Origin of the sequence: Pseudomonas sp. PKS (assembly GCF_051913525.1) — a bacterium.
Classification (GTDB): Bacteria; Pseudomonadota; Gammaproteobacteria; order Pseudomonadales; family Pseudomonadaceae; genus Aquipseudomonas; species Aquipseudomonas guariconensis_D.
This window is the reverse complement of record NZ_JBEGDO010000001.1, coordinates 195,997-220,648: the sequence shown is the minus strand read 5'-3', so window position 1 is coordinate 220,648 and position 24,652 is coordinate 195,997. Positions and strand designations below refer to the sequence as shown.

Here is a 24,652-nt window from a genome sequence, read left to right as displayed (position 1 = left end):
GGCGACCGGGCGGGCCTTCAGCTGTCGCGCAAAGCCTGCTCCAGTGCGTCGAAGGCTCGCCAGAGATGGCTGCGCTGATCAGTGCCAAGGGGGATGTAGCGCCGGAACGCTGGCATGCGGTTGACCACTTCACTGCCACCCATATGCTCCAGGGTGACGTGCCACTGGCCGCTGTGGCACTCCAGCGCCAGGCGCTTGAAGTCCAGCGGCATCAGCGCCGAGCGCAGTGTGGCGTCAGTGCTGAGGCGGTACTCGAAGTCCTCAAAGCGCGCCCGATCCCCGTCACGCAGCCGACACACCAGGCCCGCGCGCCGCACCAGGCCGCTGTGCCGCACCTCCAGACGCAACGCACCCGTCTGCCTAGTTGGCACCCGCAGGCTGAACTGGCACATCACCAGGTGCATCAGCAGGTGGCTTTCTGTGCGCTCGCTCACCTCCAGCACCGGACCATCCTTGCGGTAGGTAAAGCGGGCAAGACCACGCTCCAGGCACGTGAAATCGCCCAGGCCTAGGTTGCGCTGCAGATGCCCAAGGGTCACCCCAGGTCGGTAGCCGGCCGGCGTACGCGGGCCGGTGAGACGCTCAAGCCAGCTCGCTGACATGCTGCACCTGCTGGGAGTGGGCGTGGCCGGGCTCGGCGTTGAACTCTTTCTCCAGCACCTCCTCGACCCGTGCCGGCTTGAATGGGTTGACCTTCTGCACGCACAGCGTCCAGAACAGCGCGTAGGCCGCGGTGCCGCCCAGCATCACCGCGAAGGGTACGTACACATCGGCCGGGTCCATGCCTGGCGGGGTGATGAACCACATGCCCAGCACGATGCCGATGCTCGAGACGATCTGCGGCAGCGGGAACAGTGGCGAGCGATAGGCCCGCGGCAGGTCGGGCCTGCGGATACGCAGGATCACCACCGACAGGGTCACCAGCAGGTAGGCCGTGCTCCAGGCGCAAACAGCGGCCAGCACCAGGTGCAGGATGTTGTCGGTATTGCCGCCCAGGTACCAGGCGTGCAGGCACGGGATGAGCGCTACCACCAGGATGCACACCAATGGTGTCTTGAAGCGCGGGTGCAGGTAGGTGAAGACCTTGGGCAGCGCACCATCGACCGCCATGCCGTAGAGGATGCGCGGCACCCCGGCCATCAGGGTGTTGATGGTGGCAGCACCAGCGAACAGGAAGCCGATACCCAGCCAGATCGGCCCGATATCGCCCATCACCTGCTCAGCGAAGCGCGGAATCGCCATGGGCGTATCCAGCAGGTGCAGCCCGGTGGCGGCGTCGAGCACCACGTTCTCCACCTGGCGCTTCATGGCCGCGCCATAGATGAACATGCAGCTGGCCACACCGAACAGGCCCAGGGCCATGGCCTTTGGCATCACCCAGGCCGAACGGCGCAACTCTGGTGCCAGGGGCGTGACGAACTCGCAGCCCACGAACATGAACATCGCCATGCCCACCAGCGAGAGCACCGTGACCAGGTCGGTTCCGACCATCGACACACCGAACGGCCCGTCCAGCTCCACCGCCGGCGCGGCCAGCAGGCCGAGCACGCCAAACACCATCAGGGTGGTCCACATGCCGAAGGTCAGCACCACCTCGGCACGGCCGAAGGCACTGACGCCGAACGCGTTCAGCACGCCGAACACCAGCACGAAGCCGACGCCCAGCAGCCAGGAGCCACCCGCCGATTCGGCCAGGGTGTTCAGGTGCTCGAAGTTCACCAAGGCCATCACCCCCGAGAGGATGGTCTCGGCGGTACCGGCGAAGACATGCACGATCAGGTAAGCCGAGAGGGTGCCGGTGATGGCGAAGAAACGCCCCAGGCCGCAGTTGATGTAGTCATAGACGGAGCCGGTGGTCGGCAGGATCGCCGCCGCCTCGGCAAAGGTGGTGGACTGCGCCAGCATCATCAGCGCGGCGATCACCATGGCCACGGCGAAGGCGCTGCCGCCAATGCCGAAGCCCATGGTCGCGGTGAGGATGACCGGACTGGCCATGATCAGGCCGACGGTACTGGCCAGCGCGGTGGGGAAACCGACGCTGCCACGGTTCAGGTGCTCAGTGAGCTTATTGTTGATTGTCATGGGAAGTGCCCTGGCTAGACGAGGGAGAAAATGCCCGCAAGCCAGGCGTATCGCAAGTGCTCGCGATCGCCCAGCCTGCCCTGGCACTGTGCGCCAGTGGCCGGCGCCGGTCTTGACGCTGGCTGCCGTGGGGCTTGTTGCTGGCTGCCAGACGCCCAGGCTTCGCGCTCCAACGCCCTTGCCACGCATAGGTGCGGCACAGATGAACGCGCGAAGACCGTTCATCCGCAGGGTCGGGCAGTCAGCCCTGTATCACTGCCTTGAGCACCGTCTTGAAGGTCTCCAGCTGTTGATCGCTGAATTGCCCGAACACCCGGTCTTGCTGGGCTTGGGCGAGGCTCCATAGCCCTTCGGTCTCGTCACGGCCCTTGTCGGTGAGGCACACCCGACCGTTGTCATCGCTGACCAATCCCTTGCGCGAGAGGTTGGCGACGGCCTCGACGATTTCCCGCTCAGGCATCGCCACCTCGCGCAACAATTCAGGCAGTGCCAGGCCTGCGTCGTGCTCCAGCACCATGAGCATGCGTGCTTCGCTGGTGCGCAGGCCTGTGGCCAGTTGCTGCGGCTGATAGCTGGCCTGGTAGGCGCGTAGCGCCTGGGTCATCAGGTAGTACAGGTTGTGCTGCAAGCGCCCTTGGAAATGACTGCTGGGCGGCTGCCCCTCGCTGCGGCGAGTCATGCGGGTATGGGGCAATACCATGGAGTAGGCACCCTGGTGATACAGCAACGGCGAGCGCCCCAGGTCGTCGAAGGCCAGCACCTTGCCGATCAGAATCCAGTGATCGCCCCCGTCAAGCTGCTGGTACTTCTGGCAACGCAGGCGCGCCGCACAATCCGGCAACAAGGGCGCACCGCCCTCGCCCTCCTCATGCTCGATACCGGCAAAACGGTCTTCGCTGGGGCGGGCGAAGGTGTTGGACAGGTCGATCTGATCGGCGGCCAGCACGTTCACGGCAAAGTGCTCGGCGGCCTCGAACACGGCATGGCTGCTGGAGCGTTTGTCCAGGCTCCAAAGGATCAACGGCGGGTCGAGGGATACCGAATTGAAGCTGTTGGCGGTGACGCCAACCTTGCGACCGCTGGCATCGGCAGCGGTGATCACGGTAACGCCAGTGGCGAAGTTGCCCAACGCGCGACGAAAGGCGCGGGCATCGAAGGAAGTGGACATGCAAGGCTCCTGTTCTTGTTTTGAGATTGGCGTCGGCCCATGCACGGATAAACCCGCTTCCACAGGGGCCTGTGGTGAGTCGTGGGAGCGGGTTTACCCGCGAATGGTCACATCCGTCACTGCGTGGGCATGGCCCCTCAGGTCATCGCCGGATCCGGCTCCAGGCCCATCAACTCGCGCCCGAGAATCTGCGCGCACACGTCGTAGTCGGTGTAGGCGTGGGCGCCGGTCAGGTGCGCATCGCGGAACAGCCGCTGCATCTCGTTGCTTTCAAACCAGGCGCCGCCACCGGCGGCTTCCATCAGGCGATCCACCGCCTGGATGCACATCTTGGTGGCGTAGCCCTGATTGGTGCGCCAGAACGCCAGTTGCGTGCGCGTCGGGTACTGGTGGCGGGCGCTGAATTCAGCGATCTCCTCCCAGCTCTTTTCCAGCAAGGCGCGCGCCGCCGCCACTTGATGGGTGGACTCGGCCAGGCGCATCAGCGCCGGCGTCGCCGCACCGACCGCGGCCCCGGTGTAGGCACGCACGCGGTTGCGGGTCTTGTCGCGGAACACCTCGAGCATGCGCTCTGCGATCCCCAGGCTGACCGTGGAGAAGCCGCTGGCGAAGTACGGACGATAAGGGTTGAAGTAGATCTGGCTGTCCGGGTAAAGGCCAAAGCCTGCGGACTTGCCTTCCATCATGTCCTTGGCTTTCTGGATCCGGTATTCGGGCACGAAGGCGCGCTCGACAACCAAGGTACGACTGCCACTGGCGCGCATGCCCACGGCATACCAGTCGTCGCGGATCTGGTAGTCGCTGCGCGGCAGTACCGCGAAGCAATAGTCCTGCCCGCCTTCGTCGTTGGCGCGGCGAAAGCCCATGATCGCCCATTCGGCATGGTCGCAGCCGCTGCTCCAGCCCATCTCGCCACTGAACAGCACGCCGCCGTCGACCTCCTCGGTGCGGCCGAACGGCGCGATGCTGCTGCTGGCGGTCGCATCCGGGTCCGTGCCCCAGATTTCCTCCTGTAACCGGGCCGGGAACATTGCCAGTTGATGGCTGTGGGTGCACAGCAGGCTCATCGCCCAGGCGGTACTGGCGCAAGCGCCGGCCAAGGTGGCGATGCATTCGGCGAATGCCGGCAAGCTGATCTCCAGGCCACCGTAAGGCTTGGGCAAAAAGGCCCTGTGCAAGCCGATGCCCTTGAGCAGCGCGATGTTTTCAGCGGGCACGGTGCGCTCACGCTCGGCCTGGGCAGCATTGGCGGCGATGGCGGGCAGCAGCGGCTTGAGGTCTTCCAGCAGGGAATTTGGCTTTTTCATGGTCTGGCTCATTGTTATTGGACCTTGGCGAGCGGTGGCGTCTCGCTGATGAATGCCGGGCCAGTATGGGAGCCATCCGGCGGCGCTGGAAATGCACCTTCCGCAGCTCGAATTGTACTTTTCATGGGCTCGCTCAGGCTGGCAGCCTGGGTCATGGGCATTGGCACAGGCAGACAAGAACCACGGCAGGGCCAGCTTTAAGCTCGGCCTGACGCATGTATCCCAGGGGCTCGCGCCTCCTCGCCCTGACGGCCGCCTCCACAGGCATGCAAGGGGCGTGCCACCCCCATCGACCCTACCCGGAGCCCGCCCATGAGCGACATCTCTTTGCTGCCCTCGGTCACTGCCTTCCTCGCGCGTGACCATGGCCTGTATATCCATGGTGAAACCGTCGCCAGCCAATCCGCGACGCGGATCGCCGTGGTCAACCCAGCCAATGGCGAAACCCTCGCCCAGGTGGCCGACGCCAGCCAGGCCGATGTCGAGCGCGCCGTGGCGTCGTCGCGCGAGGGCTTCCAGGCCTGGTCACGAACCAGCCCCGCAGCGCGTGCCTCGGTCCTGTTGCGCCTGGCCGATCTGCTGGAAGCCAACCGCGAGGAACTGGCGCAGCTGGAGACCTTGCAGTCCGGCAAACTGATCGGCATCGCGCGTGCCTTCGAGGTGGAGCAGGCCGCGCACTTCTTGCGCTATTACGCCGGCTGGGCAACCAAGATCACCGGCCAGACCATCACCCCGTCCCTGCCCTCCTTCGCAGGTGAACGTTACAGTGCGTACACCCTGCGCGAGCCGATCGGTGTGGTGGTGGGCATCGTGCCGTGGAACTTCGCCACCATGATCGCCATCTGGAAACTGGCCTCCGCCCTGACCACCGGTTGCAGCATCATCCTCAAGCCCAGCGAGTTCACGCCCTTGACCCTCCTGCGGATCGCCGAGCTCGCCAGCGAAGCCGGGTTGCCCGCGGGCGCCCTGAACGTGCTGACCGGCGCAGGCACAGTGGGCAAGGCATTGGTGGAGCACCCTGGTACTGACAAGGTGTCGTTCACAGGTTCCGTGCCCACCGGCATTGCCGTGGGCCAGACGGCCATGGGCGCCAAGCTGACCCGGGCGACCCTGGAGCTGGGCGGCAAGAACGCCGTGGCGTTCCTGCCCGATGTACCGCTCGACAAGGCGGTGGAAGGGGTGATCGAGGCCGGCTTCCTGCATTCGGGGCAGATCTGCGCCGCTGGCGAGCGCTTCTATGTGCACCGCACGCGCATCGAGCCCTTGCTTGAAGCCCTGTCCGAGCGCCTGGGCCAATTGAAAATCGGCTCGCCACTGGACGAGAGCACCCAGTTCGGTCCCGTGGCCAACAAGCCGCATCAGCGCAAGTTGGGTGAGCTGTTCGCCACCGCCCGCGCCGAAGGCAGCCAGATCATTCATGGCGGCCGGATCGGCGACGGTCCGGGCTGCTTCGTCGACCCCACGGTGATCCTTGCCCGTTCCCCCAATGACACCCTGCTCAACCAGGAAACCTTCGGCCCAGTGGCAACCTTCCTGCCCTACGACACCGAGGACGAACTCCTGCACCTGATGAACGCCACGCCCTACGGACTCAGTGCCAGCCTGTGGACCAACGACCTGGCCAAGGCCATGCGCCTGATCCCCGAGATCCAGGCCGGCACCCTGTGGGTGAACATGCACACCCTGCTCGACCCTGCCGTGCCGTTCGGCGGCATCAAGGCCTCGGGCATTGGCCGGGAGTTCGGTTCGGCATTCATCGACGACTTCACCGAACTCAAATCGGTGATGATCCGCTACTGAGGGCTGCCACCATGAACGCATCGGCTGTGGTATCCGACGATGCACTGGGCCGCTATTGCCTGCAGGCGTTCAGCCAGCAGGTGCCGGCGTCCCTGGCTGCGTTCTACCGCATCGACAGCCAGCAGCAGGCCTGCGACTTTCTACTGCAGGACATGCAACTGCCGATGCACCGGCGCTACCTGGAACACTACCGTGAGTACGACCCCCTGCAACCTGGGCGCTGCCTGGCGCTGGGGCGTCCGGTGGTGTCCTTGCGCCAAGGGCTTGCGCATTTGCCGCCGGCCCAGGGCCAGGCCTACCGGGGTTTTCTTCAGCGCCATCAGGTCGTGGACGTGGTGGAGATCATTGCCCAGGTCGGCGGTCGCCCCCTAGCCGGGGTGTCGTTGCTGCGCGGCGCAAACCTGGGCGAGTTCCGTGGCGAGGAACTCGACCGCCTGCTCCCGCTGCACGGCCTGATGCAAATGGCCGTGGCCAACCAACCGTCGACGACGGCCAAGCCGATCGCCACCCAGGCACTGACGCCCCGCGAATGGCAGATCGCCGAACTGCTGCGCGACGGCGCCAGCAACAAGGACATCGCCCGCGCCCTGGCCATCGGCCTGCCGACGATCAAGACGCACCTGATCAACCTGTTCCGCAAGCTGGGCGTGAGCAACCGCACCGAGCTGGTCAGCACCTTGTACCTGTGACTCAACCATCCGGTTGATACCGCGCCCCGGCGCATCCCGGCACCCTGTGGGCTCCACTTTCACAGGAGTACCGACATGCCGAACCCAACCGACTGGATCACCGTGGGCGCCCTTGCCGAAGGCTTCGCCCCCGAGGCGTTCATCCTGCCGCAGCTGGCGGACCTGGCCGGGCGTACCTTGACCCTGCATTTCGCCAATGGCTGGATCATCGAGCACCGTTTCGACGCCCAAGCCCTGCACTGGCACGCCGCCGACGGACACAGCGCCGGCAGTGCGCCGTACCGGGCGACCTCGGTGCGTCCTGGCATCTACCTGGTCGACTTCATCAAGCACGAAGCCGGCAAGGCCTGGTCGATTTCCCTGGTGCTGGACACCCTCAGCCAGTCCTTCACCGCCGTGCTCGGTCGCCTGCCCGAGGCCTCCCAGGTCGAGCGGGGGTTGTATGCCCGCGCCCTGGCCGGCGAGCCATTGACCGATGTGCAGGCGCACTTCCATCACGGCAGCCTGGACCACCCCTGGCAGGATGGCGCCTGCCCTCATGCACCGACCCAGGAGCTGGTGGGCTTGCGCAATCGCTACCGCTACAGCCCCACGGAAGAGTACGAGCACATCTACCTCAACGACCGCTACTACAGCTGGCAGTGCCTCAAGGGGGTCGAACAAGGCTTGTGCGACACCGACCGCGCGCACTATTACAAGATCGCCGAACAGCTGTACCTGTTCGTCTGGCGCGAAAAGATCGTGCCGACCCTGGGCCTGGTGATGATCGACCTGCAACAGCACCGCAGCGACGGCAAGATCTTTGGCTACCAAGGCGCTGACTTCGACGCCTTGTCGAACTTCCCGGTGTCCTCCCATTGCAGCGTCCTCAACCGCACGGAGTACGGCCTGTGAGCGGCAGTGTGCTCATCACCGGTGCCGGCAGCGGCATCGGTGAGGCCTGCGCCCGGCTGCTGGCGGCCCAAGGCTGGCGCACTGTGCTGGTAGGCCGTCGCCAGGCTGCGCTGGAGCGTGTGGCTGAGGACACCGGCGGGCTGGTGCTGGCTGCCGATGTCGCCAACAGTGCCACCTGGCCGGGCCTTATCGAACAGATCCGGGCCCATTGCGGTGGCCTCGACGGCGTGATCGCTAGCGCCGGCGGCCACGGCCTGGGCACCGCCTGCCAGACCTCCGATGAAGACTGGCAGGCCGCCCTGCGCAGCAACCTGGACAGCGCCTTCCACACCGCACGAGCCTGCGTGCCGCTGCTGCGCGAGCGCCGTGGCAGCCTGGTATTGCTCGGCTCCATCGCGGCCCTGGCGGCAGGGCCGGCCGTGTGCGGCTACACCACCGCCAAGCATGCCTTGATCGGCCTGACGCGCTCCCTGGCCCGCGACTACGGGCCAGAGGGTGTGCGGGTGAACTGTGTGTGCCCAGGCTGGGTGCGCACGCCCATGGCCGACCAGGAGATGCAGGTGCTGATGGACCATCACGCTGAGGACCTGGACGCCGCCTATCGCCGGGTGACCGCCGACGTACCGCTGCGCCGCCCGGCCAGCGCCGAGGAAATCGCAGCGGTGTGCAGGTTCCTGCTCAGCAACGAGGCCAGCATCATTACCGGCGCGGTGATCGCCGCTGACGGTGGCTCGACCATCGTCGATGTGCCGACCCTGGCCTATGCCCAGCTGGGAGGTCAGCCATGACGGCCCACCATGACTTCAGTGGGCAGCGCGTGCTGGTGACCGGCGGTGCCCAAGGTATTGGCCGGGCCATCGTCGAGGCCTTCGCGCGCTGTGGTGCCCAGGTCCTGATCCTCGACCAGACCCCGGCCGACGCGCTGGTCGACAGCCTGCGCGCCCGGGGCTGCGAGGTGGGGGCCGTGGCCATCGACCTGGCCGATGCGCAGGCGATCCAGACCCTGCTGGCCGGGCTGGATCGCCTGGACGTACTGGTGCACAACGCGGCGTTCTTCCCGCTCACCGCCTTCGCCGACATCGACCCTGCACTGCTGCAACGCACATTGGCAGTCAACCTGGAGGCGCTGTTCTGGCTGACCCAGGGTGCGTTGCCGCTGTTTCGCCGCCAGGGTCGGGGCTGCGTGCTGGCGACCTCATCGGTCACCGGCCCGCGGGTGGCGTACCCGGGGCTGTGCCACTACGCGGCATCGAAAGCCGGGGTCAACGGCTTCATTCGCAATGCTGCGCTCGAGCTTGCGCCCTTGGGTGTGCGGGTCAATGGGGTCGAGCCGGGCATGATTCGCACCCCGGCCATGGACAACCTCGGCGACCCCGCCCACAACCAGCGAATCGCCCGGGGCGTGCCCTTGGGCCGGCTAGGCGAGCCGGGTGATATCGCAGCAGCGATGGTGTTTCTGGCCAGCGATGCGGCCAGCTACATCACCGGCCAGACCTTGGTCGTGGACGGCGGTGCGACGCTGCCCGAAACCCAGGCGACCCTGGCGCCCTGAACTGGCTGCCAGGTGCAAGCGCCCTGGCAGCCATGGTCAAGACCCGCGCCGTGCATCCACGCACTAATACCGCGTTGTCGGCTCACACCGACCGCTTTGCCTCCACAACACCAAAAAAAAGAAACGAGGAACGCCAATGCTTGTCACTGCACATCGCTCCGCCCTCGCCGGGGCGCTGGTTCTAGCCCTGCTGGGCGCCAGCCAGACGGCTGTCGCCTACGAGCTGTACGCCGACGAAGACTCTCATCTGAACGCCGACCTGCTGGCGGTGTGGGGCATGTTCAACAGCCGCAAGAACTACGACGGCACGCCCGGAGGCTCCACCTGGCGTGAAGGGTTCATCAAGTATGGAGTCAGTGGTGACCAGGGCCTGGCCGGCAACGGCAGCCTGTACGGCGCGCTGAACTGGGTCAGCTCCGGGGCCTGGGGCGATGGGGATGCGGGCGGCAACCAGGACGGTTCCGAACGCACCACCAAGATCGAAGATGCCTACCTGGGCTGGCGCTCAGGCGACATGTTCCCGCTGTTGGGTAAAGATGGCGTGGATATTTCCGGCGGACGACAGGTGATCCACCTGGGCAGTGGCTTTCTGATCAACGATGACGGCCCCAACCTGGGCAAAGGACCGGCCGACGGTGCGCTCAATCGCGGCGGCGGTTTCTACCTCGGCGCCCGCCATGCCTTCGACCGCACCGCCATGTTGCGCCTGGGCGGCCAGGACGGCCTGCATGGCAGCGTGCTGTGGCTCAAGTCGGACAACCGCGCCCAAGCCGAGACCGAACTTGCCGCCGGCATCCTGGACTACACCCATGCCCTGGGCACCCTGGGCCTGACCTGGATACACGGCATCGACGTCACCGACCAATGGGCCAGCGAATCCCAGAAAGCCCGTGAGGGCATGGACGTCTACAGCGTGCGAGGTGAAGGCGATGCCGGGGTAAAGAATGCCAGCTTCGCCTTCGAGTACGCCTGGCAGGATAAACGCGGTGGACCGGAACAGGCCTGGTACCTGGAAGCCGGCTATACCTTCGCCGACATCACCTGGGCGCCAAAGCTGACCTACCGCTACACCCGCTACTCCGACAACTGGGACCCGCTGTTCACTGGGTTCTCCAGCGGTTACGGCACCTGGGTGATGGGCGAGGTGGCCGGCAACTATGCCGGGCCGTTCAACAGCAACACCGGCGTGCATCACGTCGGCCTCAAGGCCACGCCCCGTGAGGACATCACCGTCGGCGCGCTGTTCTTCGACTTCGATACCGTGCGCACCCGCGACACCCTGAACCTGGATGCCCAGGAGCTGGACCTTTACCTGGAATGGGCGGTCAACGACCACCTGACCATCAGCCCGCTGCTAGGGCTGTACAAGCCACGCAAGGATGAAAGCAACGGCGGCAACCAGGTGGGCGGCAACGGTACCAACGTGTACAGCCAACTGACGATCGCAGTGCCGTTCTGAACCTTCGGGGGTGAACCCACCCCCGCCGGTGCAGTGCAGTTACTGAAGGCATCGCAGAACCTGCGAAAGGGCCGCCCGGCGGCCCCAGCATCAGGCCTGCAGCAACAGGCTCAGATCCAGCCCCGACTCGCCCATCGGCGGGCACCAGTAGTAGCCACCGGTCAGCGGACGGCTGAAGCGGTACAGGCCATCGATGATGCCATCCTCCAGTCCGCTCATGCGTCGCAGTTGCACTTCGAAAGCATCCAGCGAATGGCCCAGGGCCACGAAGGCAAGGCCGGCACCACGCTCGTCCGCCCAGGCCACCGAGCGACGCACGACAAAGGCTTCGGGGGCGAAGCTTTCTTGGGCGGTGCGCTTGACGTGGGCCGATGCGGGGGCGTCGTCCAGCTCTTCGTTGTCGCTTAGGCGACGGCCAATGATGTTGTCCTGCTCTTGCTGGGGCAGCGACTTGAAGTAGTTCAGGTCGTGCTTCCACAGCTGGAACGCAGCAAAGCTGGAGCCGGCAAGACCCGGCTGCTCGCTGGCGACGATGGCAGCCTCGACGGCGTCGTCATCCACCGGGTTCTCGGTGCCGTCTTCATAGCCGCTCAGGTCATGGCCACCTCGGTGCAGGAAGCCGTCGACGCTATCGACCAGGCATAGCGCCGGGGCCAACATCTGCTCCAACGCCTGGGCCTGCAGGAACAGCTCGCCACGCTCCGCGCCACGCAACCACAGCCACAGGGCGTGCTGGGTGCTGGGGTTCTCGACCACGGCATCCAACTGCGGGAAGGCGCGCAGGCCCTGCACGTCGCGGCCCAGCGCCTTGACCAAGGGGGTACCCACACCAAGGATCAGGCTCTGGCCATCGACTTGCGGCAGCAAGGCGTCCAGCACGGCGGGCAGCGCCTCGACCGAGTGCAGGGAGAAGAACAGGTGACGGGCGTGGGCCGGCACGGGTTTGGCGAGCAGACCTTGCTGGAACGGCATAGGGGGCTAATCCTCGGTAAAAACGGGCATGCTAGAGGGGCAGCAGGCAAGCTTCAAGCGGCAAATCGCCTCGGTGATCGACGTTTGGCCTGCAATCGGGCTGTCGCCAACTTGCGGCTAGACTCCTTTGAACTTGCCAAAGGAATGCCACCATGACCGCCTCGCCACTGCTCACCGCTGTCCTGCCCATCGCCCTGGGGATCATCATGCTGGGCCTGGGGTTATCGTTGACCCTGGCCGATTTCACCCGGGTGGTGAAATACCCAAGACCGGTGATCATCGGCCTGGCCTGCCAGATCGTGCTGCTGCCACTGGTGTGTTTTCTGATCGCCAATGGTTTTGGCCTCGAGTCGGCCCTGGCGGTAGGCCTGATGCTGCTGGCCGCCTCCCCGGGCGGGACCACGGCCAACCTGTTCAGCCACCTGGCCCATGGCGATGTGGCGCTTAACATCACCCTCACGGCGGTCAATTCGCTGATCGCCATCCTGACCATGCCGCTGCTGGTGAACCTGTCGCTGGCCTGGTTCATGGCCTCGGACCAGGCCATTCCCCTGCAATTTGCCAAAGTCATGCAGGTGTTCGCCATCGTCCTGCTGCCGGTCGCCCTGGGCATGCTGATCCGCCGCGCCGCGCCCGCATTCGCCGCCCGCATGGAAAAACCCATGAAACTGCTGGCAGCGCTGTTTCTGGCCTTCACCATCGCGCTGGCCTTGGCCAAGGACTGGCAGACCGTCGTTCAGTACGCACCGGTGGTCGGCGGCGCGGCGCTGCTGTTCAACCTGCTGAGCCTCGGCGTGGGCTACTGGGTCCCGCGTCTGCTGAACATTCCCCGACGTCAGGCGATCGCGATCGGAATGGAAATCGGCATCCATAACGGTACCCTGGCCATCGCGCTGGCCTTGAGCCCGTCGCTGCTCAACAACCCGACCATGGCCGTGCCTGCAGCGCTCTATAGCCTGATCATGTTCTTCACCGCCGCCCTGTTCGGCTGGTGGGTCAGCCGCGCACGGCCGCAAACCGAGGCCGCAGGCAGCACCTCGGAGCAGGCAACCGGCGACTGAGACTGCCTTGCTCGCTGGGGAGAAACGGCTTTGGAAGCTGCACCTCAGGTAAAAATGCAGAAACCCACTGCAGATTTACCAATTGTGCATGGCATATTCGCATGACAGGATCCTGCGATCCTCCAGCACAACTTCCAGACTTCACTTGGAAAATCAATAACAAAGCAGGGAGACCGCGATCATGACCGCGCACGCTCATTCCGAGGCCCATGTTCTGGCCGAAATCCGCAATCACATCGGCCACCTGACGCTCAACCGCCCTGCCGGCCTCAACGCCCTCACCCTCGACATGGTGCGCAGCCTGCAGCATCACCTGGACCAATGGGCGGCCGATCCCCAGGTCCATGCCGTGGTGCTGCGCGGCGAAGGGCCCAAAGGTTTCTGCGCCGGCGGCGACATTCGCTCGCTGCACGACAGCTACAAGGCCGGCAGCAGCCTGTATCAAGACTTCTTCGTCGAGGAATATGCCCTCGACCTGTGCATCCACCACTACCGCAAACCGGTGCTGGTTCTGATGGACGGCTTCACCCTCGGCGGAGGCATGGGCCTGGCCCAGGGCGCCGACATGCGCGTCGTCACCGAACGCAGCCGCCTGGGCATGCCGGAAGTGGCCATCGGTTACTTCCCCGATGTCGGCGGCAGTTACTTCCTTTCGCGCGTTCCCGGCGAGCTGGGCACCTACCTGGGCGTAAGCGGCGTACAGATCCAGGCCGCCGACGCGCTGTACTGTGGCCTGGCCGACTGGTTCCTGGAGAGCGACAAGATCGCCGCCCTGGATGCTGGCCTGGACAAACTGACATTCGGCGACCATCCCCTCAAGGACCTCCAGGGCCTGCTGGCCAAGCTCGGTACCCAGACACTCGACGATGCCCCGCTGGCCCATCTGCGCCCGGTAATCGACCATTTCTTCGCCCTGCCCGACGTGCCCAGCCTGCTTGAGCAACTGCGCACCGTGAGCATCGGCGACAGCCACCAATGGGCCTTGGCCACCGCCGATCAGCTGGCAAGCCGCTCGCCCCTGGCCATGGCCGTTACATTGGAGATGCTGCGTCGCGGCCGCCACCTGAGCCTGGAGGACTGCTTTGCAATGGAGCTGCACCTGGACCGTCAGTGGTTCGAGTACGGCGACATCATCGAGGGCGTGCGCGCCCTGATCATCGACAAGGACAAGCAGCCACGCTGGAACCCGCCGACCCTTGCCGGGCTCGATCCCAAGCGGGTCAACCAATTCTTCGAAGGCCTGTGAGCCGGGGAGTACACAGATGCAAGACCTGGAACTGAGCGAAGAGCAGATCATGATCCGCGACATGGCCCGGGATTTTGCCCGTGGCGAAATCGCGCCTAATGCCCAGGCCTGGGAAAAGGCCGCCTGGATCGATGATGCCGTGGTACGCAAGATGGGCGAGCTGGGCCTGCTCGGGATGGTGGTGCCGGAAGACTTCGGCGGTAGCTATACCGACTACGTGGCCTATGCCCTGGCCGTGGAAGAGATCGCCGCTGGTGACGGCGCCACCGGCGCGATGATGAGCATTCACAACTCGGTTGGCTGTGGCCCGCTGCTGGCCTATGGCACGCCCGAACAGCAGCAGGCCTGGCTGCCGCGCCTGGCCAGCGGCGAGGTGATCGGTTGCTTCTGCCTCACCGAACCCCAGGCCGGTTCCGAAGCCCACAACCTGCGCACCCGCGCGGAACTGGTCGACGGCCATTGGGTCATCAACGGCGCCAAGCAGTTCGTCAGCAATGCCCGCCGCGCAGGGCTGGCCATCGTCTTTGCCGTGACCGACCCTGAAGCCGGCAAGAAAGGCCTGTCGGCCTTCCTGGTGCCGACCGACAACCCGGGTTTCAAGGTCGACCGCAGCGAGCACAAGATGGGGATCCGCGCCTCCGACACCTGCGCGGTGACCCTCGACAATTGCCGTATCCCCGCCGCCAACATCCTGGGCGAACGGGGCAAGGGCCTGGCCATCGCCCTGTCCAACCTCGAAGGCGGACGCATCGGCATCGCAGCGCAGGCCCTGGGTATCGCCCGGGCGGCATTCGAAGCGGCCCTGGTCTATTCGCGCGACCGCATACAGTTCGGCAAGCCGATCAACGAACACCAGAGTATCGCCAACCTGCTGGCGGACATGCAGGTGCAGATCAACGCCACGCGCCTGTTGATCCTGCATGCCGCACGCCTGCGCAGTGCCGGCAAGCCGTGCCTGTCCGAAGCCTCCCAGGCCAAGCTGTTCGCCTCGGAAATGGCCGAGCGCGTGTGCTCGATGGCCATCCAGGTGCATGGCGGCTACGGCTATCTGGAGGACTATCCGGTTGAGCGTTACTACCGTGATGCGCGGATCACGCAGATCTACGAGGGGTCGAGCGAGATCCAGCGGATGCTGATCGCGCGGGAGCTCAAGCACTATCCCCTTTGACTCTTGGGCCCATTCGCGGACAAACCCCTCCCACTCGTTCTGCGGCGCTCTCGACGACCGCCGCTTTAGCTGTGGGCGCGGGTTTCCCCGCGAGCAGAGTCCTGCAAGGCTCAGGTCTCGCTCGCCCGTGATTGCAGAAGTGATCGAAGCCATAGCATTTAGTCATTGAACATCGCGTTTAAGGTGCAGTAAGCTCGGGCTCATTCACTGGAGAGCAACATGACCCACAGCATCCGCAACCACGCCAACCACACCGGTCGCACCGCGCGCCCTGTGCTGGCCGTTGCTGGCTGCCAGGCCGTTGCCAGCTTTTATTTTGGGTATTGGTTTAGCCACTAGGCGCCGCTGATACCCACACGGCGCCCACCTTCGAGGGGCCGCCGAACACGAGAATACTCAAACCCCCGGTCGGCCCCCCGACCGGGGGTTTTGCTTTTCAGGCTTCTAGAAAACACCGATTCACATTGAGGAAACAGACATGAACACCATCGCTTATTACTACGCCGACACCTACGCCTGGCGATTTAGCCAATCCCGTTCGGGCCAGCCTGCCGCCTCCGTTCGGTCGTCCACTGGTGGCAATGCTGCACGCAGTCATAAACCGAATATCTGTCGAACACCTCGATAGGGCCGACCACGCGGGCCTGAACCCGCCGTCCGCCCAGGGAAAAACGCCATGCAATCGTCGAACCTCGCCCTGCCCCTGACCCAACCCCAGGCTGCCAACACCGCCGTCAGCCAACGTCTGCCCAGCCCGCACCTGCTCAAGCAACAGATGCCGCTCAGCACTGCCCTCGCCCAGCAAGTCCAGCAACATCGCCAAGCCGTGCGCGCCATCCTCGAAGGCCTCGACCCGCGCCTGCTGGTGATCGTCGGCCCATGCTCGATCCATGATCCACGTTCGGCCCTGGAATATGCCGACCGCCTGGCTGCCCTGAGCCGCGAAGTCGATGACAAGCTGCTGCTGGTGATGCGCGCCTACGTCGAAAAACCTCGTACCACGGTCGGCTGGAAAGGCCTGGCCTACGATCCGCACTTGGACGGCAGCGATGACATGCACGGCGGCATCGCGCTGTCCCGTGGGCTGATGCTGAACATGATCGAGCGCGGCCTGCCGATCGCCACCGAGTTGCTGCAACCGATGGCCGCCGGCTACTTCGACGACCTGCTGAGCTGGGCCGCCATCGGCGCACGTACCACCGAATCGCAGATCCACCGCGAAATGGTCAGTGGCCTGGCGCTGCCCGTGGGCTTCAAGAATGGCACCGACGGGGGCGTCGGCATCGCCTGCGACGCCATGCGCAGCGCCGCCCACCCGCACCGCCACTTCGGCATGGATGCTCAGGGCTACCCGGCAATCATCGAAACCTTGGGCAACCCCGACACCCACCTGGTGCTGCGCGGCGGCCACCAGGGCCCGAACTACGATGCCACGAGCATTGCCCAGGCACGCCAGAGCCTGTCCAAGGCCGGCCTGACCGGGCGTGTCCTGGTCGATTGCAGCCACGCCAACAGCAGCAAGGACCCGGCCCGCCAGCCTGCGGTATTCGAGGATGTGCTGGAGCAGCGCCTGCAGGGTGACCGGGCGATCATCGGCATGATGCTCGAAGGCCACCTGTTCGATGGCTGTCAGGCCCTGGGCAAGGGCCCGCTCAAGTACGGCGTGTCGATCACCGACGGCTGCCTGGGTTGGGACGCCACTGAGGCGCTGCTGCGCCGGGCGGCCGAGCGTTTGTGACAGGAACACCAAGCCTGGCGAGACATTTGCCAAACAAGTGCGCTAGGCTTGTTTTTTTCACCCAAGGAGTAGTCCCCCCATGGCCCGTGCCACCGCCCGCCACATCCTGGTCAGCAGCCTCGAGAAGTGCAACGAACTCAAAGCACAGATTGAAGCTGGTGCCGACTTCGCCGAAGTCGCCAAGGCCAACTCCACCTGCCCATCCAGCCGCCAAGGTGGCGACCTGGGTTCCTTCGGCCCAGGCCAGATGGTCAAGGAATTCGACACCGTCGTCTTCAGCGCCCCGGTCAACACCGTTCAAGGCCCGGTCAAGACCCAGTTCGGCTACCACCTGCTTGAAGTGACCAGCCGTCAGGACTGAGCCTGCGGTCCCGGTGATGTCCTCTGTGGGTGCGGGTTTACCCGCGAGCGCTGTCCCGTCGGCAACCGGGTTGCCACCACGGACGCCCTCGCGGGCAAGCCTGCTCCCACAGTGCGTATGGGGCTTGCTCTTGCTGTGCCTGACCCTCACCGCCCACGCCGCCCCCACCCACGCACTCACTGCCTACGGTGAGGCCCCGCGTTATCCCGAATCCTTCCGCCACTTCGACTACGTCAACCCCGATGCCCCCAAGGGTGGCAGCCTGAGGCGTTCAGCCCTGGAGATCGGGCAGTTCGACCATGTCCTGCCGTACATCGACAAAGGCATCGGCGTCAGCGAAGTCGATGGCTGGCTGTATGCGCCCCTGGCGGAGCGATCATTCGATGAGCCCTACACCGTCTATGGTTTGATTGCCCGGCGGATGGAGCGTGGTCCAGAGGACGCCTGGCTGCGCGTTGAGATCGACCCGCGTGCCACGTTCGCCGATGGCAAGCCGGTGCGCGCCGAGGACGTGCGCTTTACCTTCGACCTACTGATGAAAAAAGGCAGCCTGCGCTATCGCACCCAGTTCGCCGAGGTCACCCAGGTCACGATCGAGGGCCCGCGGCAGGTGCGTTTCGACTTCAAACAACCCCATGGCCGCACCCTGCCCCTGGACCTCGCCACCCTGCCCGTGCTGCCCGAGCACGACTGGCAACACCGCGATTTCACCAACGGCGCCGGCTTCGACAGACCCGTCGGCAGCGGGCCCTACCGCATCGGCCGGATCGACAACGGCCGCAGCATCACGTTCGAGCGCGACCCCACCTGGTGGGCCGCCAACCTGCCGGCCAGTCGAGGCCGCTACAATTTCCAAAGCATCCGCATCGAGTACTTCGGCGACACCGAGGTCGCCCGCCAGGTCTTGCGCGGCGGCGGGTTCGACTACAACCGCGAGTTCTCCGCCACGGCCTTCACCCTGGGCTACAAGGGCGACGCGCTGGACGATGGGCGCCTGCAACGCGCCCACCTCGGCCCGTCCAAGCCTCAGACGGCCCAGGGCTTCGTGTTCAACCTGAAGCAGCCGATGTTCCAGGATCGGCGCGTGCGCCAGGCACTGGCCATGCTCTGGGACTTCGAATGGAGCAACCGGCAGATGATGCGCAACCTGTACATCCGTCAGCAAAGCGTGTTCTCCAATACCCCGCTGGCCGCCCGCGCCTTGCCCGACGCCCAGGAACTGAGACTGCTCGAACCCTTGCGCGGCCAAATTCCCGATGAAGTCTTCAGCCAGGTCTACATGGCGCCGGTCACCGACGGCTCGGGCATCATCCGCCCCCAGCAGTTACAGGCCCTGGCCCTGCTCGAATCCGCCGGCTGGCGTCCCGAAGGCGATCGGTTGGTGAACGCCAAGGGCGAACCGCTGAGCTTCACCTTCCTCAATGGCCAGTCGGGGCTCGAACGCCTGCTGCTGCCCTGGAAGCGCAACCTGGCGCAGATCGGCATCACCCTGAACATCCGCAATGTCGACTCCGCCCAGTACGTCAACCGCCTGATGGCCCGCGACTACGACATGATCGTCACCGGCTATCCGGTCACCCTTTCCCCCGGCAGCGAGTTGTACAACTACTTCGGCTCGGCCTCGGCCGAGGACCCTGGTTCGAGCAATTTCATGGTGCTGCGCGATCAGGCCGTGGACACCCTGCTCAATGGCCTGGTGCGCGCCGACACCCAGCCCGACATGCTGCGCCACGCCCATGCCCTGGACCGAGTACTGCAATGGAACTACTACTGGATTCCCAACTACTACCCTCCGGGCAGTTCGACCGTCTGGTGGAATCGCTTCGGCCTGCCCAAGATCCAGGCAGCCTATGACGAAGGCCTGGACACCTGGTGGGAGATCAGCCCGACGCCGCTGACCAACGCACAGATGGCCGAGCGCCAGAAGGCCAGCCCATGACGGCCTATGTCCTGCGTCGCCTGTTGCTGATCATCCCGACTTTGCTGGCGATCCTGCTGGTCAACTTCGCGATCGTCCAGGCTGCCCCTGGCGGGCCGGTGGAACAGGCCGTGGCGCGCCTGCAAGGGATTGGCGGCGGCGCGCCGGGGGCGCGGGTCGAGACTGTGCATGGCGAGTCCCGCGCAAGCCGTGGCCTGGACCCGAAACTCATCGAAGAGATCAAGCGCCAGTACGGCTTCGACAAGTCGGCCCCCGAGCGCCTGTGGCTGATGCTGGGCCAATACGCCCGGTTGGACTTCGGCCAAAGCTTCTTCCGCGGCGCCAAGGTCACTGACCTGATTCTCGACAAACTGCCAGTGACGATCTCGCTAGGCCTGTGGGCCACCTTGATCACTTACCTGGTGTCGATACCGCTGGGTATCCGCAAGGCCGTGCGCCACGGTAGCCGCTTCGATGCCTGGAGCAGCGCGTTGATCGTCATCGGCTATGCCCTGCCCTCGTTCCTGTTCGCCTTGCTGTTGATCGTGCTGTTCGCCGGGGGCACCTCGCTGAACTGGTTCCCGGTGCGCGGGCTGGTCTCGGAGAACTTCGACCAGCTCAGCCTGCTGGGCAAGGTCGCCGACTATTTCTGGCACCTGGTGCTGCCGGTCGGGGCGTTGGTGATCGGCGGCTTCGCCACCCTCACCTTGCTGACCAAGAATGCCTTTCTCGACGAGATCTCCCGCCAGTACGTGATCACCGCCCGGGCCAAGGGCCTGAGCGAGCGCCGGGTGCTGTACGGGCATGTGCTGCGCAACGCCATGCTGCTGGTGCTGGCCGGGCTGCCCCAGGCGTTGATCACGGTGTTCTTCGCCGGCTCCTTGCTGATCGAGGTGATCTTCTCCCTCGATGGTCTAGGGCGGCTGAGCTATGAGGCTGCGGTCTCGCGGGATTATCCGGTGGTGTTCGGGACCCTGTTCATCTTCACCCTGGCAGGCTTGTTGATTCGCTTGATCGGCGACCTGAGCTATACCGTGCTCGACCCGCGTATCGACTTCGATGCGAGGGGCCGCTGATGTTTTCGCCCGTCGCGCTTCGCCGTTGGCACTGTTTCCGGCGCAATCGCCTGGGTTGGTGCTCGCTATGGCTGTTCGCCGCAATTCTGGTGCTGAGCCTCGGCGCGGAACTGGTGGCCAACGACAAACCGCTGCTGCTCGTCTACAAAGGTGAGCTGTACACACCGGCGCTCAAGCGTTACACCGAGCAGCAGTTCGGCGGCCAGTTGCCCTTCCAGCCCGATTACCGCAGCGCTTACGTACGCCAGTTGATCGCAGGCCAGGGCGGCTGGATGCTGTTCGCGCCGATCCCTTTCAGTGCCGACACGCCCAACTACGATCTGCAGGTACCCACCCCCAGCCCGCCCAGTACCAGCAACTGGCTCGGCACCGACGATCAGGGGCGCGATGTGCTCGCCAGGGTGCTGTACGGCACACGGGTATCGCTGTTGTTCGCCTTCGCCTTGACCGTGCTCAGCGTGCTGATCGGCATTGCCGCAGGGGCCGTGCAGGGGTACTACGGCGGCTGGGTGGACCTTTTGGGCCAGCGTTTGCTGGAGGTCTGGTCGGGTTTGCCGGTGCTGTACCTGTTGATCATCCTCAGTGGCTTTGTCGAGCCGGACTTCTGGTGGCTCCTGGGGATCATGGCGCTGTTTTCCTGGCTGACCTTGGTGGATGTGGTACGCGCCGAATTCCTGCGCGGGCGCAACCTGGAGTACGTCAAGGCCGCGCGTGCCCTGGGCCTGTCGGACAGGCAAGTGATGCTCAGGCATATCCTGCCCAACGCGATGACGGCCACGCTCACCTACGTGCCGTTCATGCTCACCGGGGCTATCACCACCCTCACCGCCCTGGATTTTCTTGGCTTCGGCATGCCGGCGGGCAGCGCTTCGCTAGGGGAACTGGTGACCCAGGGCAAGCAGCATTTGGAGGCGCCGTGGCTAGGCTTTACCGCGTTCTTCGCCCTGGCGTTGATCCTGTCGTTGCTGGTGTTCATTGGCGATGCGCTGCGCGAGGCGTTCGATCCACGGGCCTAGCGGTCGATCGGCCTTCGCCAGGCAGGCTGACAGCCGTCATAATCCCCGCCACTGCATTTCAAAGGCCCAGCCCATGCACGAAAGCGACAGTCTCAAGGACTATCCCCAGGTCCGGCAACTGGCGATCCGCTCGCTGTTCGAGATCATCGAACAGTCCAGCGAAGGGACGGTGATCGTCGATCGCCAGGCACGGATCGTCTGGATGAACGAGCGCTACGCCCGGCGTTTCGGCCTGGCCGATGCGGCCAGCGCCATCGGCCAGCCCTGCGAGGCGGTGATCCCGGGTAGCCTGATGCGCGATGTGGTGAGCAATGGTCGGCCGATCCTGCTGGACATGCTCGACACACCCAACGAGCCGCTGGTGGTGATGCGCCTGCCCATCCATGACGATCGCGACGAGCTGATCGGCGCCATCGGCTTTGCCCTGTTCGATGAACTGCGCAGCCTCTCCCCGCTGCTCAAGCGCTACGCGAGCATGCAGCAGGAACTGGCCTCGACCCGCTCGCAACTGCGCGCCCGCCAGGCCAAGTACAGCTTCGCCCAGTTCGTCGGCACCAGCGCCGCGAGCCTGGAGGCCAAGCGCAGGGCACGCCGTGGTGCCGGCAGCGAGTCCCCGGTATTGCTACTGGGCGAGACCGGCACCGGCAAGGAGCTTTTGGCCCACGCCATTCATGCTGCCTCGGCCCGGGCGCACAAAGCGTTCGTCAGCATCAACAGCGCGGCCATTCCCGAAACGTTGCTCGAGGCCGAATTCTTCGGCACCGCTCCCGGCGCCTTCACCGGCGCCGACCGCAAGGGGCGCAGCGGCAAGCTGCAACTGGCCGAGGGCGGCACGCTGTTTCTCGACGAGATCGGCGACATGCCGCTGGCCCTGCAAAGCAAGCTGCTGCGGGTGCTGCAGGAGAAGGAGTACGAGCCGGTCGGCTCAAACCAGATGCTGCGCAGCGACGTGCGCATCATCGCCGCCACCTCCATCGATCTGCAGGCGGCCATGGCCAGCGGCGCATTTCGCGCCGACTTGTATTACCGGCTCAACGTGCTGCCCATCGAAGTGCCGCCCCTGCGCGAACGCCTGGACGATCTGCCAGCGCTGTGCGAGGCAATCCTGGCCGAGCTTGGCAGTCAGTACGAGCTCGAACCCGACGCCCAGGCGTTGCTGGCACGCCACGCCTGGCCCGGCAATATCCGTGAACTGCGCAATGTGCTGGAGCGTGCGACGCTGCTGGCGGATCAACCGCGCCTGGGGGTGGCCGATGTGCGCTCGGCGCTGGGGCCGTTGAGCCCTGTCGCACCGGTGGGTGCAGCACCTCAGGGGTATCGGGAGGCGTGCGAGGCATTCGAGCGCAAATTGATCGCCTATGCCCTGGCCAGTTGCGCCGGGAATGTGCCGCAGGCCGCGAAGGCGCTGGGGTTGGGGCGGTCGACGCTGTACAAGAAGATGATTGCCCTGGGGGTTCAGTCTCAATAAAGAGACTTGGATCTCCGTACAGAGATACTGTTTTAGGAGCGCTTTGCGGCCCATCGTAGGCTTCGCCAGCGCCTATAGAGATAGGCGCAGCGCCACCTTTTGTGGGAGTTGGCAAAGCCTGCAATGGGCTGCGCAGCAGCCCCAACCGTCTCAATAGCGAGACACCTGCAGGCGACAATTCTATAAAGTCTATACAAATCAATACGTTACAAAACTGGCACGAATCCCGCTATCTCCTTGTTCAACCATAAAAACAACGACCTGGAGACACCCTCGATGACTGTGCTCATCGCCCTCGCTGCCCTGGCCCTATTGATGTTGGCCGCCTATCGCGGCTACAGCGTCATCCTCTTCGCCCCCATCGCCGCCCTCGGCGCCGTCCTGCTCACCGACCCTGCCGCCGTGGCACCGACCTTCACGGGCGTGTTCATGGAGAAGATGGTCGGCTTCATCAAGTTGTACTTCCCGGTGTTCCTGCTCGGCGCCGTATTCGGCAAGCTGATCGAGCTCTCCGGCTTCTCGCGCTCGATCGTCGCAGCCGCCATTCGCTTGCTGGGCACTCGCCAGGCCATGTTGGTGATCGTTCTGGTGTGCGCGCTGCTCACCTACGGCGGCGTGTCGTTGTTCGTCGTGGTGTTCGCGGTGTACCCGTTCGCGGCCGAAATGTTCCGCCAGAGCGACATCCCCAAACGCCTGATTCCGGCAACCATCGCCTTGGGCGCGTTCTCCTTCACCATGGACGCCCTGCCCGGCACCCCGCAGATCCAGAACATCATTCCCAGCACGTTCTTCAACACCACGGCCTGGGCCGCGCCCTGGCTGGGACTGATCGGCACGCTGTTCGTGTTCAGCGTCGGGATGCTTTACCTGCGCCGCCAGCGCAACAAGGCCCAGCGCGCCGGCGAAGGCTACGGCAATGACCTGCGCAACGAACCGGAGACCGCCGACGACCTGGCCCTGCCCAACCCCTGGCTGGCGCTGTCGCCGTTGGTGCTGGTGGGAGTGATGAACCTCGTATTCACCCACTGGATTCCTCACTGGTATGGCGCCACGCATACCTTGCAACTGCCGGGCATGAGCGCACCGGTGCAAAGCGATGTGGCCAAGCTCACCGCGATCTGGGCAGTGCAGGCGGCCTTGCTGGTGGGCATCCTGATGGTGCTGGTGTGCGCCTTCGGCGCCATCCGCCAGCGCTTGGCCGAGGGCACCAAGAGCGCGGTCAGCGGTGCGCTGCTGGCGGCCATGAACACCGCCTCGGAGTATGGCTTCGGCGCGGTGATCGCCTCGCTACCGGGTTTTCTGGTGCTGGCCGATGCCCTGCGTGCCATCCCCAATCCGCTGGTCAATGAGGCCGTGACCGTCACCTTGCTCGCCGGTATCACCGGCTCCGCCTCCGGTGGCATGAGCATCGCCCTGGCGGCCATGAGCGAAAGTTTCATCGCCGCAGCCCACGCCGCGAACATCCCGCTGGAGGTACTGCACCGTGTGGCCGCCATGGCCAGTGGCGGCATGGATACCCTGCCGCACAACGGCGCGGTGATCACCTTGCTGGCGGTCACCGGGCTGACCCACCGCGAGGCCTACAAGGACATTTTCGGTATTACCCTGATCAAGACCCTGGCGGTTTTCGTGGTCATCGCCACCTTCTACGCCACCGGCATCGTCTAAGGAGAACTG

General features: G+C 65.0%; 21 protein-coding genes. 16 read left to right on the top strand and 5 right to left on the bottom strand.

All coding sequences use genetic code 11. The features are described 5' to 3' along the window. Window positions 1-17 precede the first annotated feature (17 nt). The 4 genes from ABOA88_RS01050 to ABOA88_RS01035 form a co-directional block, all read right to left on the bottom strand. Entirely contained in the window at window positions 18-602 is a 585-nt protein-coding gene (locus ABOA88_RS01050; protein WP_197852900.1) for a DUF3156 family protein, read from the bottom strand. Beyond that, window positions 583-2,082 carry an APC family permease gene (locus ABOA88_RS01045; protein WP_196168314.1) on the bottom strand — a complete coding sequence of 500 codons (1,500 nt, stop codon included), beginning with the start codon at window positions 2,080-2,082 and terminating at the stop codon, window positions 583-585. Before ABOA88_RS01045 ends, ABOA88_RS01050 begins: the two co-directional genes overlap by 20 nt. 241 nt (window positions 2,083-2,323) lie before the next feature. Further along, window positions 2,324-3,250 carry a p-hydroxyphenylacetate 3-hydroxylase reductase component gene (locus ABOA88_RS01040; RefSeq protein WP_196168313.1) on the bottom strand — a complete coding sequence of 309 codons (927 nt, stop codon included), beginning with the start codon at window positions 3,248-3,250 and terminating at the stop codon, window positions 2,324-2,326. A gap of 137 nt (window positions 3,251-3,387) precedes the next feature. Next, the gene (locus ABOA88_RS01035) at window positions 3,388-4,557 is read right to left on the bottom strand and encodes a p-hydroxyphenylacetate 3-hydroxylase oxygenase component (RefSeq protein WP_196168312.1); all 1,170 of its coding nucleotides are present in this window, start codon (window positions 4,555-4,557) and stop codon (window positions 3,388-3,390) included. 312 nt (window positions 4,558-4,869) lie between these two features. On the opposite strand from ABOA88_RS01035, the gene ABOA88_RS01030 reads away from it, so the two are divergent. The 6 genes from ABOA88_RS01030 (at window position 4,870) to ABOA88_RS01005 (ending at window position 10,951) form a co-directional block, all read left to right on the top strand. After that, the gene (locus ABOA88_RS01030; protein ID WP_367850781.1) at window positions 4,870-6,357 is read left to right on the top strand and encodes an aldehyde dehydrogenase family protein; all 1,488 of its coding nucleotides are present in this window, start codon (window positions 4,870-4,872) and stop codon (window positions 6,355-6,357) included. A gap of 11 nt (window positions 6,358-6,368) precedes the next feature. Then, window positions 6,369-7,046 carry a helix-turn-helix transcriptional regulator gene (locus tag ABOA88_RS01025; RefSeq protein WP_196168310.1) on the top strand — a complete coding sequence of 226 codons (678 nt, stop codon included), beginning with the start codon at window positions 6,369-6,371 and terminating at the stop codon, window positions 7,044-7,046. Window positions 7,047-7,121: 75 nt separating this feature from the next. Next, window positions 7,122-7,940, top strand: a complete 819-nt coding sequence (locus ABOA88_RS01020; protein WP_196168309.1) for a molybdenum cofactor biosynthesis F family protein — start codon at window positions 7,122-7,124, stop codon at window positions 7,938-7,940. Continuing rightward, window positions 7,937-8,728, top strand: a complete 792-nt coding sequence (locus ABOA88_RS01015) for an SDR family NAD(P)-dependent oxidoreductase (protein ID WP_367850780.1) — start codon at window positions 7,937-7,939, stop codon at window positions 8,726-8,728. Before ABOA88_RS01020 ends, ABOA88_RS01015 begins: the two co-directional genes overlap by 4 nt. Further along, complete coding sequence (locus tag ABOA88_RS01010; RefSeq protein WP_196161853.1) at window positions 8,725-9,492, top strand: SDR family oxidoreductase; 768 nt, start codon at window positions 8,725-8,727, stop codon at window positions 9,490-9,492. Before ABOA88_RS01015 ends, ABOA88_RS01010 begins: the two co-directional genes overlap by 4 nt. Window positions 9,493-9,628: 136 nt before the next feature. Continuing rightward, a complete protein-coding gene (locus ABOA88_RS01005; RefSeq protein WP_367850779.1) occupies window positions 9,629-10,951 on the top strand; it encodes a hypothetical protein in 1,323 nt (440 codons plus the stop codon). 90 nt (window positions 10,952-11,041) lie between these two features. Here the strand turns inward: ABOA88_RS01005 and ABOA88_RS01000 are convergent, their stop codons facing one another. Continuing rightward, a complete protein-coding gene (locus tag ABOA88_RS01000; RefSeq protein WP_367850778.1) occupies window positions 11,042-11,923 on the bottom strand; it encodes a Dyp-type peroxidase in 882 nt (293 codons plus the stop codon). 152 nt (window positions 11,924-12,075) lie between these two features. On the opposite strand from ABOA88_RS01000, the gene ABOA88_RS00995 reads away from it, so the two are divergent. The 10 genes from ABOA88_RS00995 (at window position 12,076) to ABOA88_RS00950 (ending at window position 24,643) form a co-directional block, all read left to right on the top strand. Continuing rightward, window positions 12,076-12,984: a bile acid:sodium symporter family protein gene (locus tag ABOA88_RS00995; protein WP_196168306.1), complete on the top strand. Its 909-nt coding sequence runs from the start codon at window positions 12,076-12,078 to the stop codon at window positions 12,982-12,984. A gap of 181 nt (window positions 12,985-13,165) precedes the next feature. After that, window positions 13,166-14,230 carry an enoyl-CoA hydratase/isomerase family protein gene (locus ABOA88_RS00990; RefSeq protein WP_367850777.1) on the top strand — a complete coding sequence of 355 codons (1,065 nt, stop codon included), beginning with the start codon at window positions 13,166-13,168 and terminating at the stop codon, window positions 14,228-14,230. Between the two features lie 16 nt (window positions 14,231-14,246). Further along, window positions 14,247-15,398 (top strand): acyl-CoA dehydrogenase family protein, encoded by a 1,152-nt coding sequence (locus ABOA88_RS00985; RefSeq protein ID WP_367850776.1) that lies wholly within the window; start codon window positions 14,247-14,249, stop codon window positions 15,396-15,398. Window positions 15,399-16,074: 676 nt separating this feature from the next. Beyond that, a complete protein-coding gene (locus tag ABOA88_RS00980; protein WP_367850775.1) occupies window positions 16,075-17,136 on the top strand; it encodes a 3-deoxy-7-phosphoheptulonate synthase in 1,062 nt (353 codons plus the stop codon). A gap of 79 nt (window positions 17,137-17,215) precedes the next feature. Beyond that, window positions 17,216-17,497, top strand: coding sequence for a peptidylprolyl isomerase (locus ABOA88_RS00975; protein ID WP_043214523.1), 282 nt, complete (start codon window positions 17,216-17,218; stop codon window positions 17,495-17,497). Between the two features lie 16 nt (window positions 17,498-17,513). Further along, on the top strand, window positions 17,514-19,436 hold the full coding sequence (locus ABOA88_RS00970; protein ID WP_367850774.1) for an extracellular solute-binding protein: 1,923 nt from the start codon (window positions 17,514-17,516) through the stop codon (window positions 19,434-19,436). Further along, entirely contained in the window at window positions 19,433-20,491 is a 1,059-nt protein-coding gene (locus ABOA88_RS00965; RefSeq protein WP_196168301.1) for a microcin C ABC transporter permease YejB, read from the top strand. The genes ABOA88_RS00970 and ABOA88_RS00965 overlap by 4 nt, the downstream gene beginning before the upstream one ends. Beyond that, window positions 20,491-21,507 (top strand): ABC transporter permease, encoded by a 1,017-nt coding sequence (locus ABOA88_RS00960; protein WP_367850773.1) that lies wholly within the window; start codon window positions 20,491-20,493, stop codon window positions 21,505-21,507. Before ABOA88_RS00965 ends, ABOA88_RS00960 begins: the two co-directional genes overlap by 1 nt. A 73-nt stretch (window positions 21,508-21,580) precedes the next feature. Further along, complete coding sequence (locus tag ABOA88_RS00955) at window positions 21,581-22,975, top strand: sigma-54 interaction domain-containing protein (protein WP_367850772.1); 1,395 nt, start codon at window positions 21,581-21,583, stop codon at window positions 22,973-22,975. Between the two features lie 276 nt (window positions 22,976-23,251). Then, window positions 23,252-24,643: a GntP family permease gene (locus ABOA88_RS00950; RefSeq protein ID WP_367850771.1), complete on the top strand. Its 1,392-nt coding sequence runs from the start codon at window positions 23,252-23,254 to the stop codon at window positions 24,641-24,643. The last annotated feature ends 9 nt before the right edge of the window (window positions 24,644-24,652 follow it).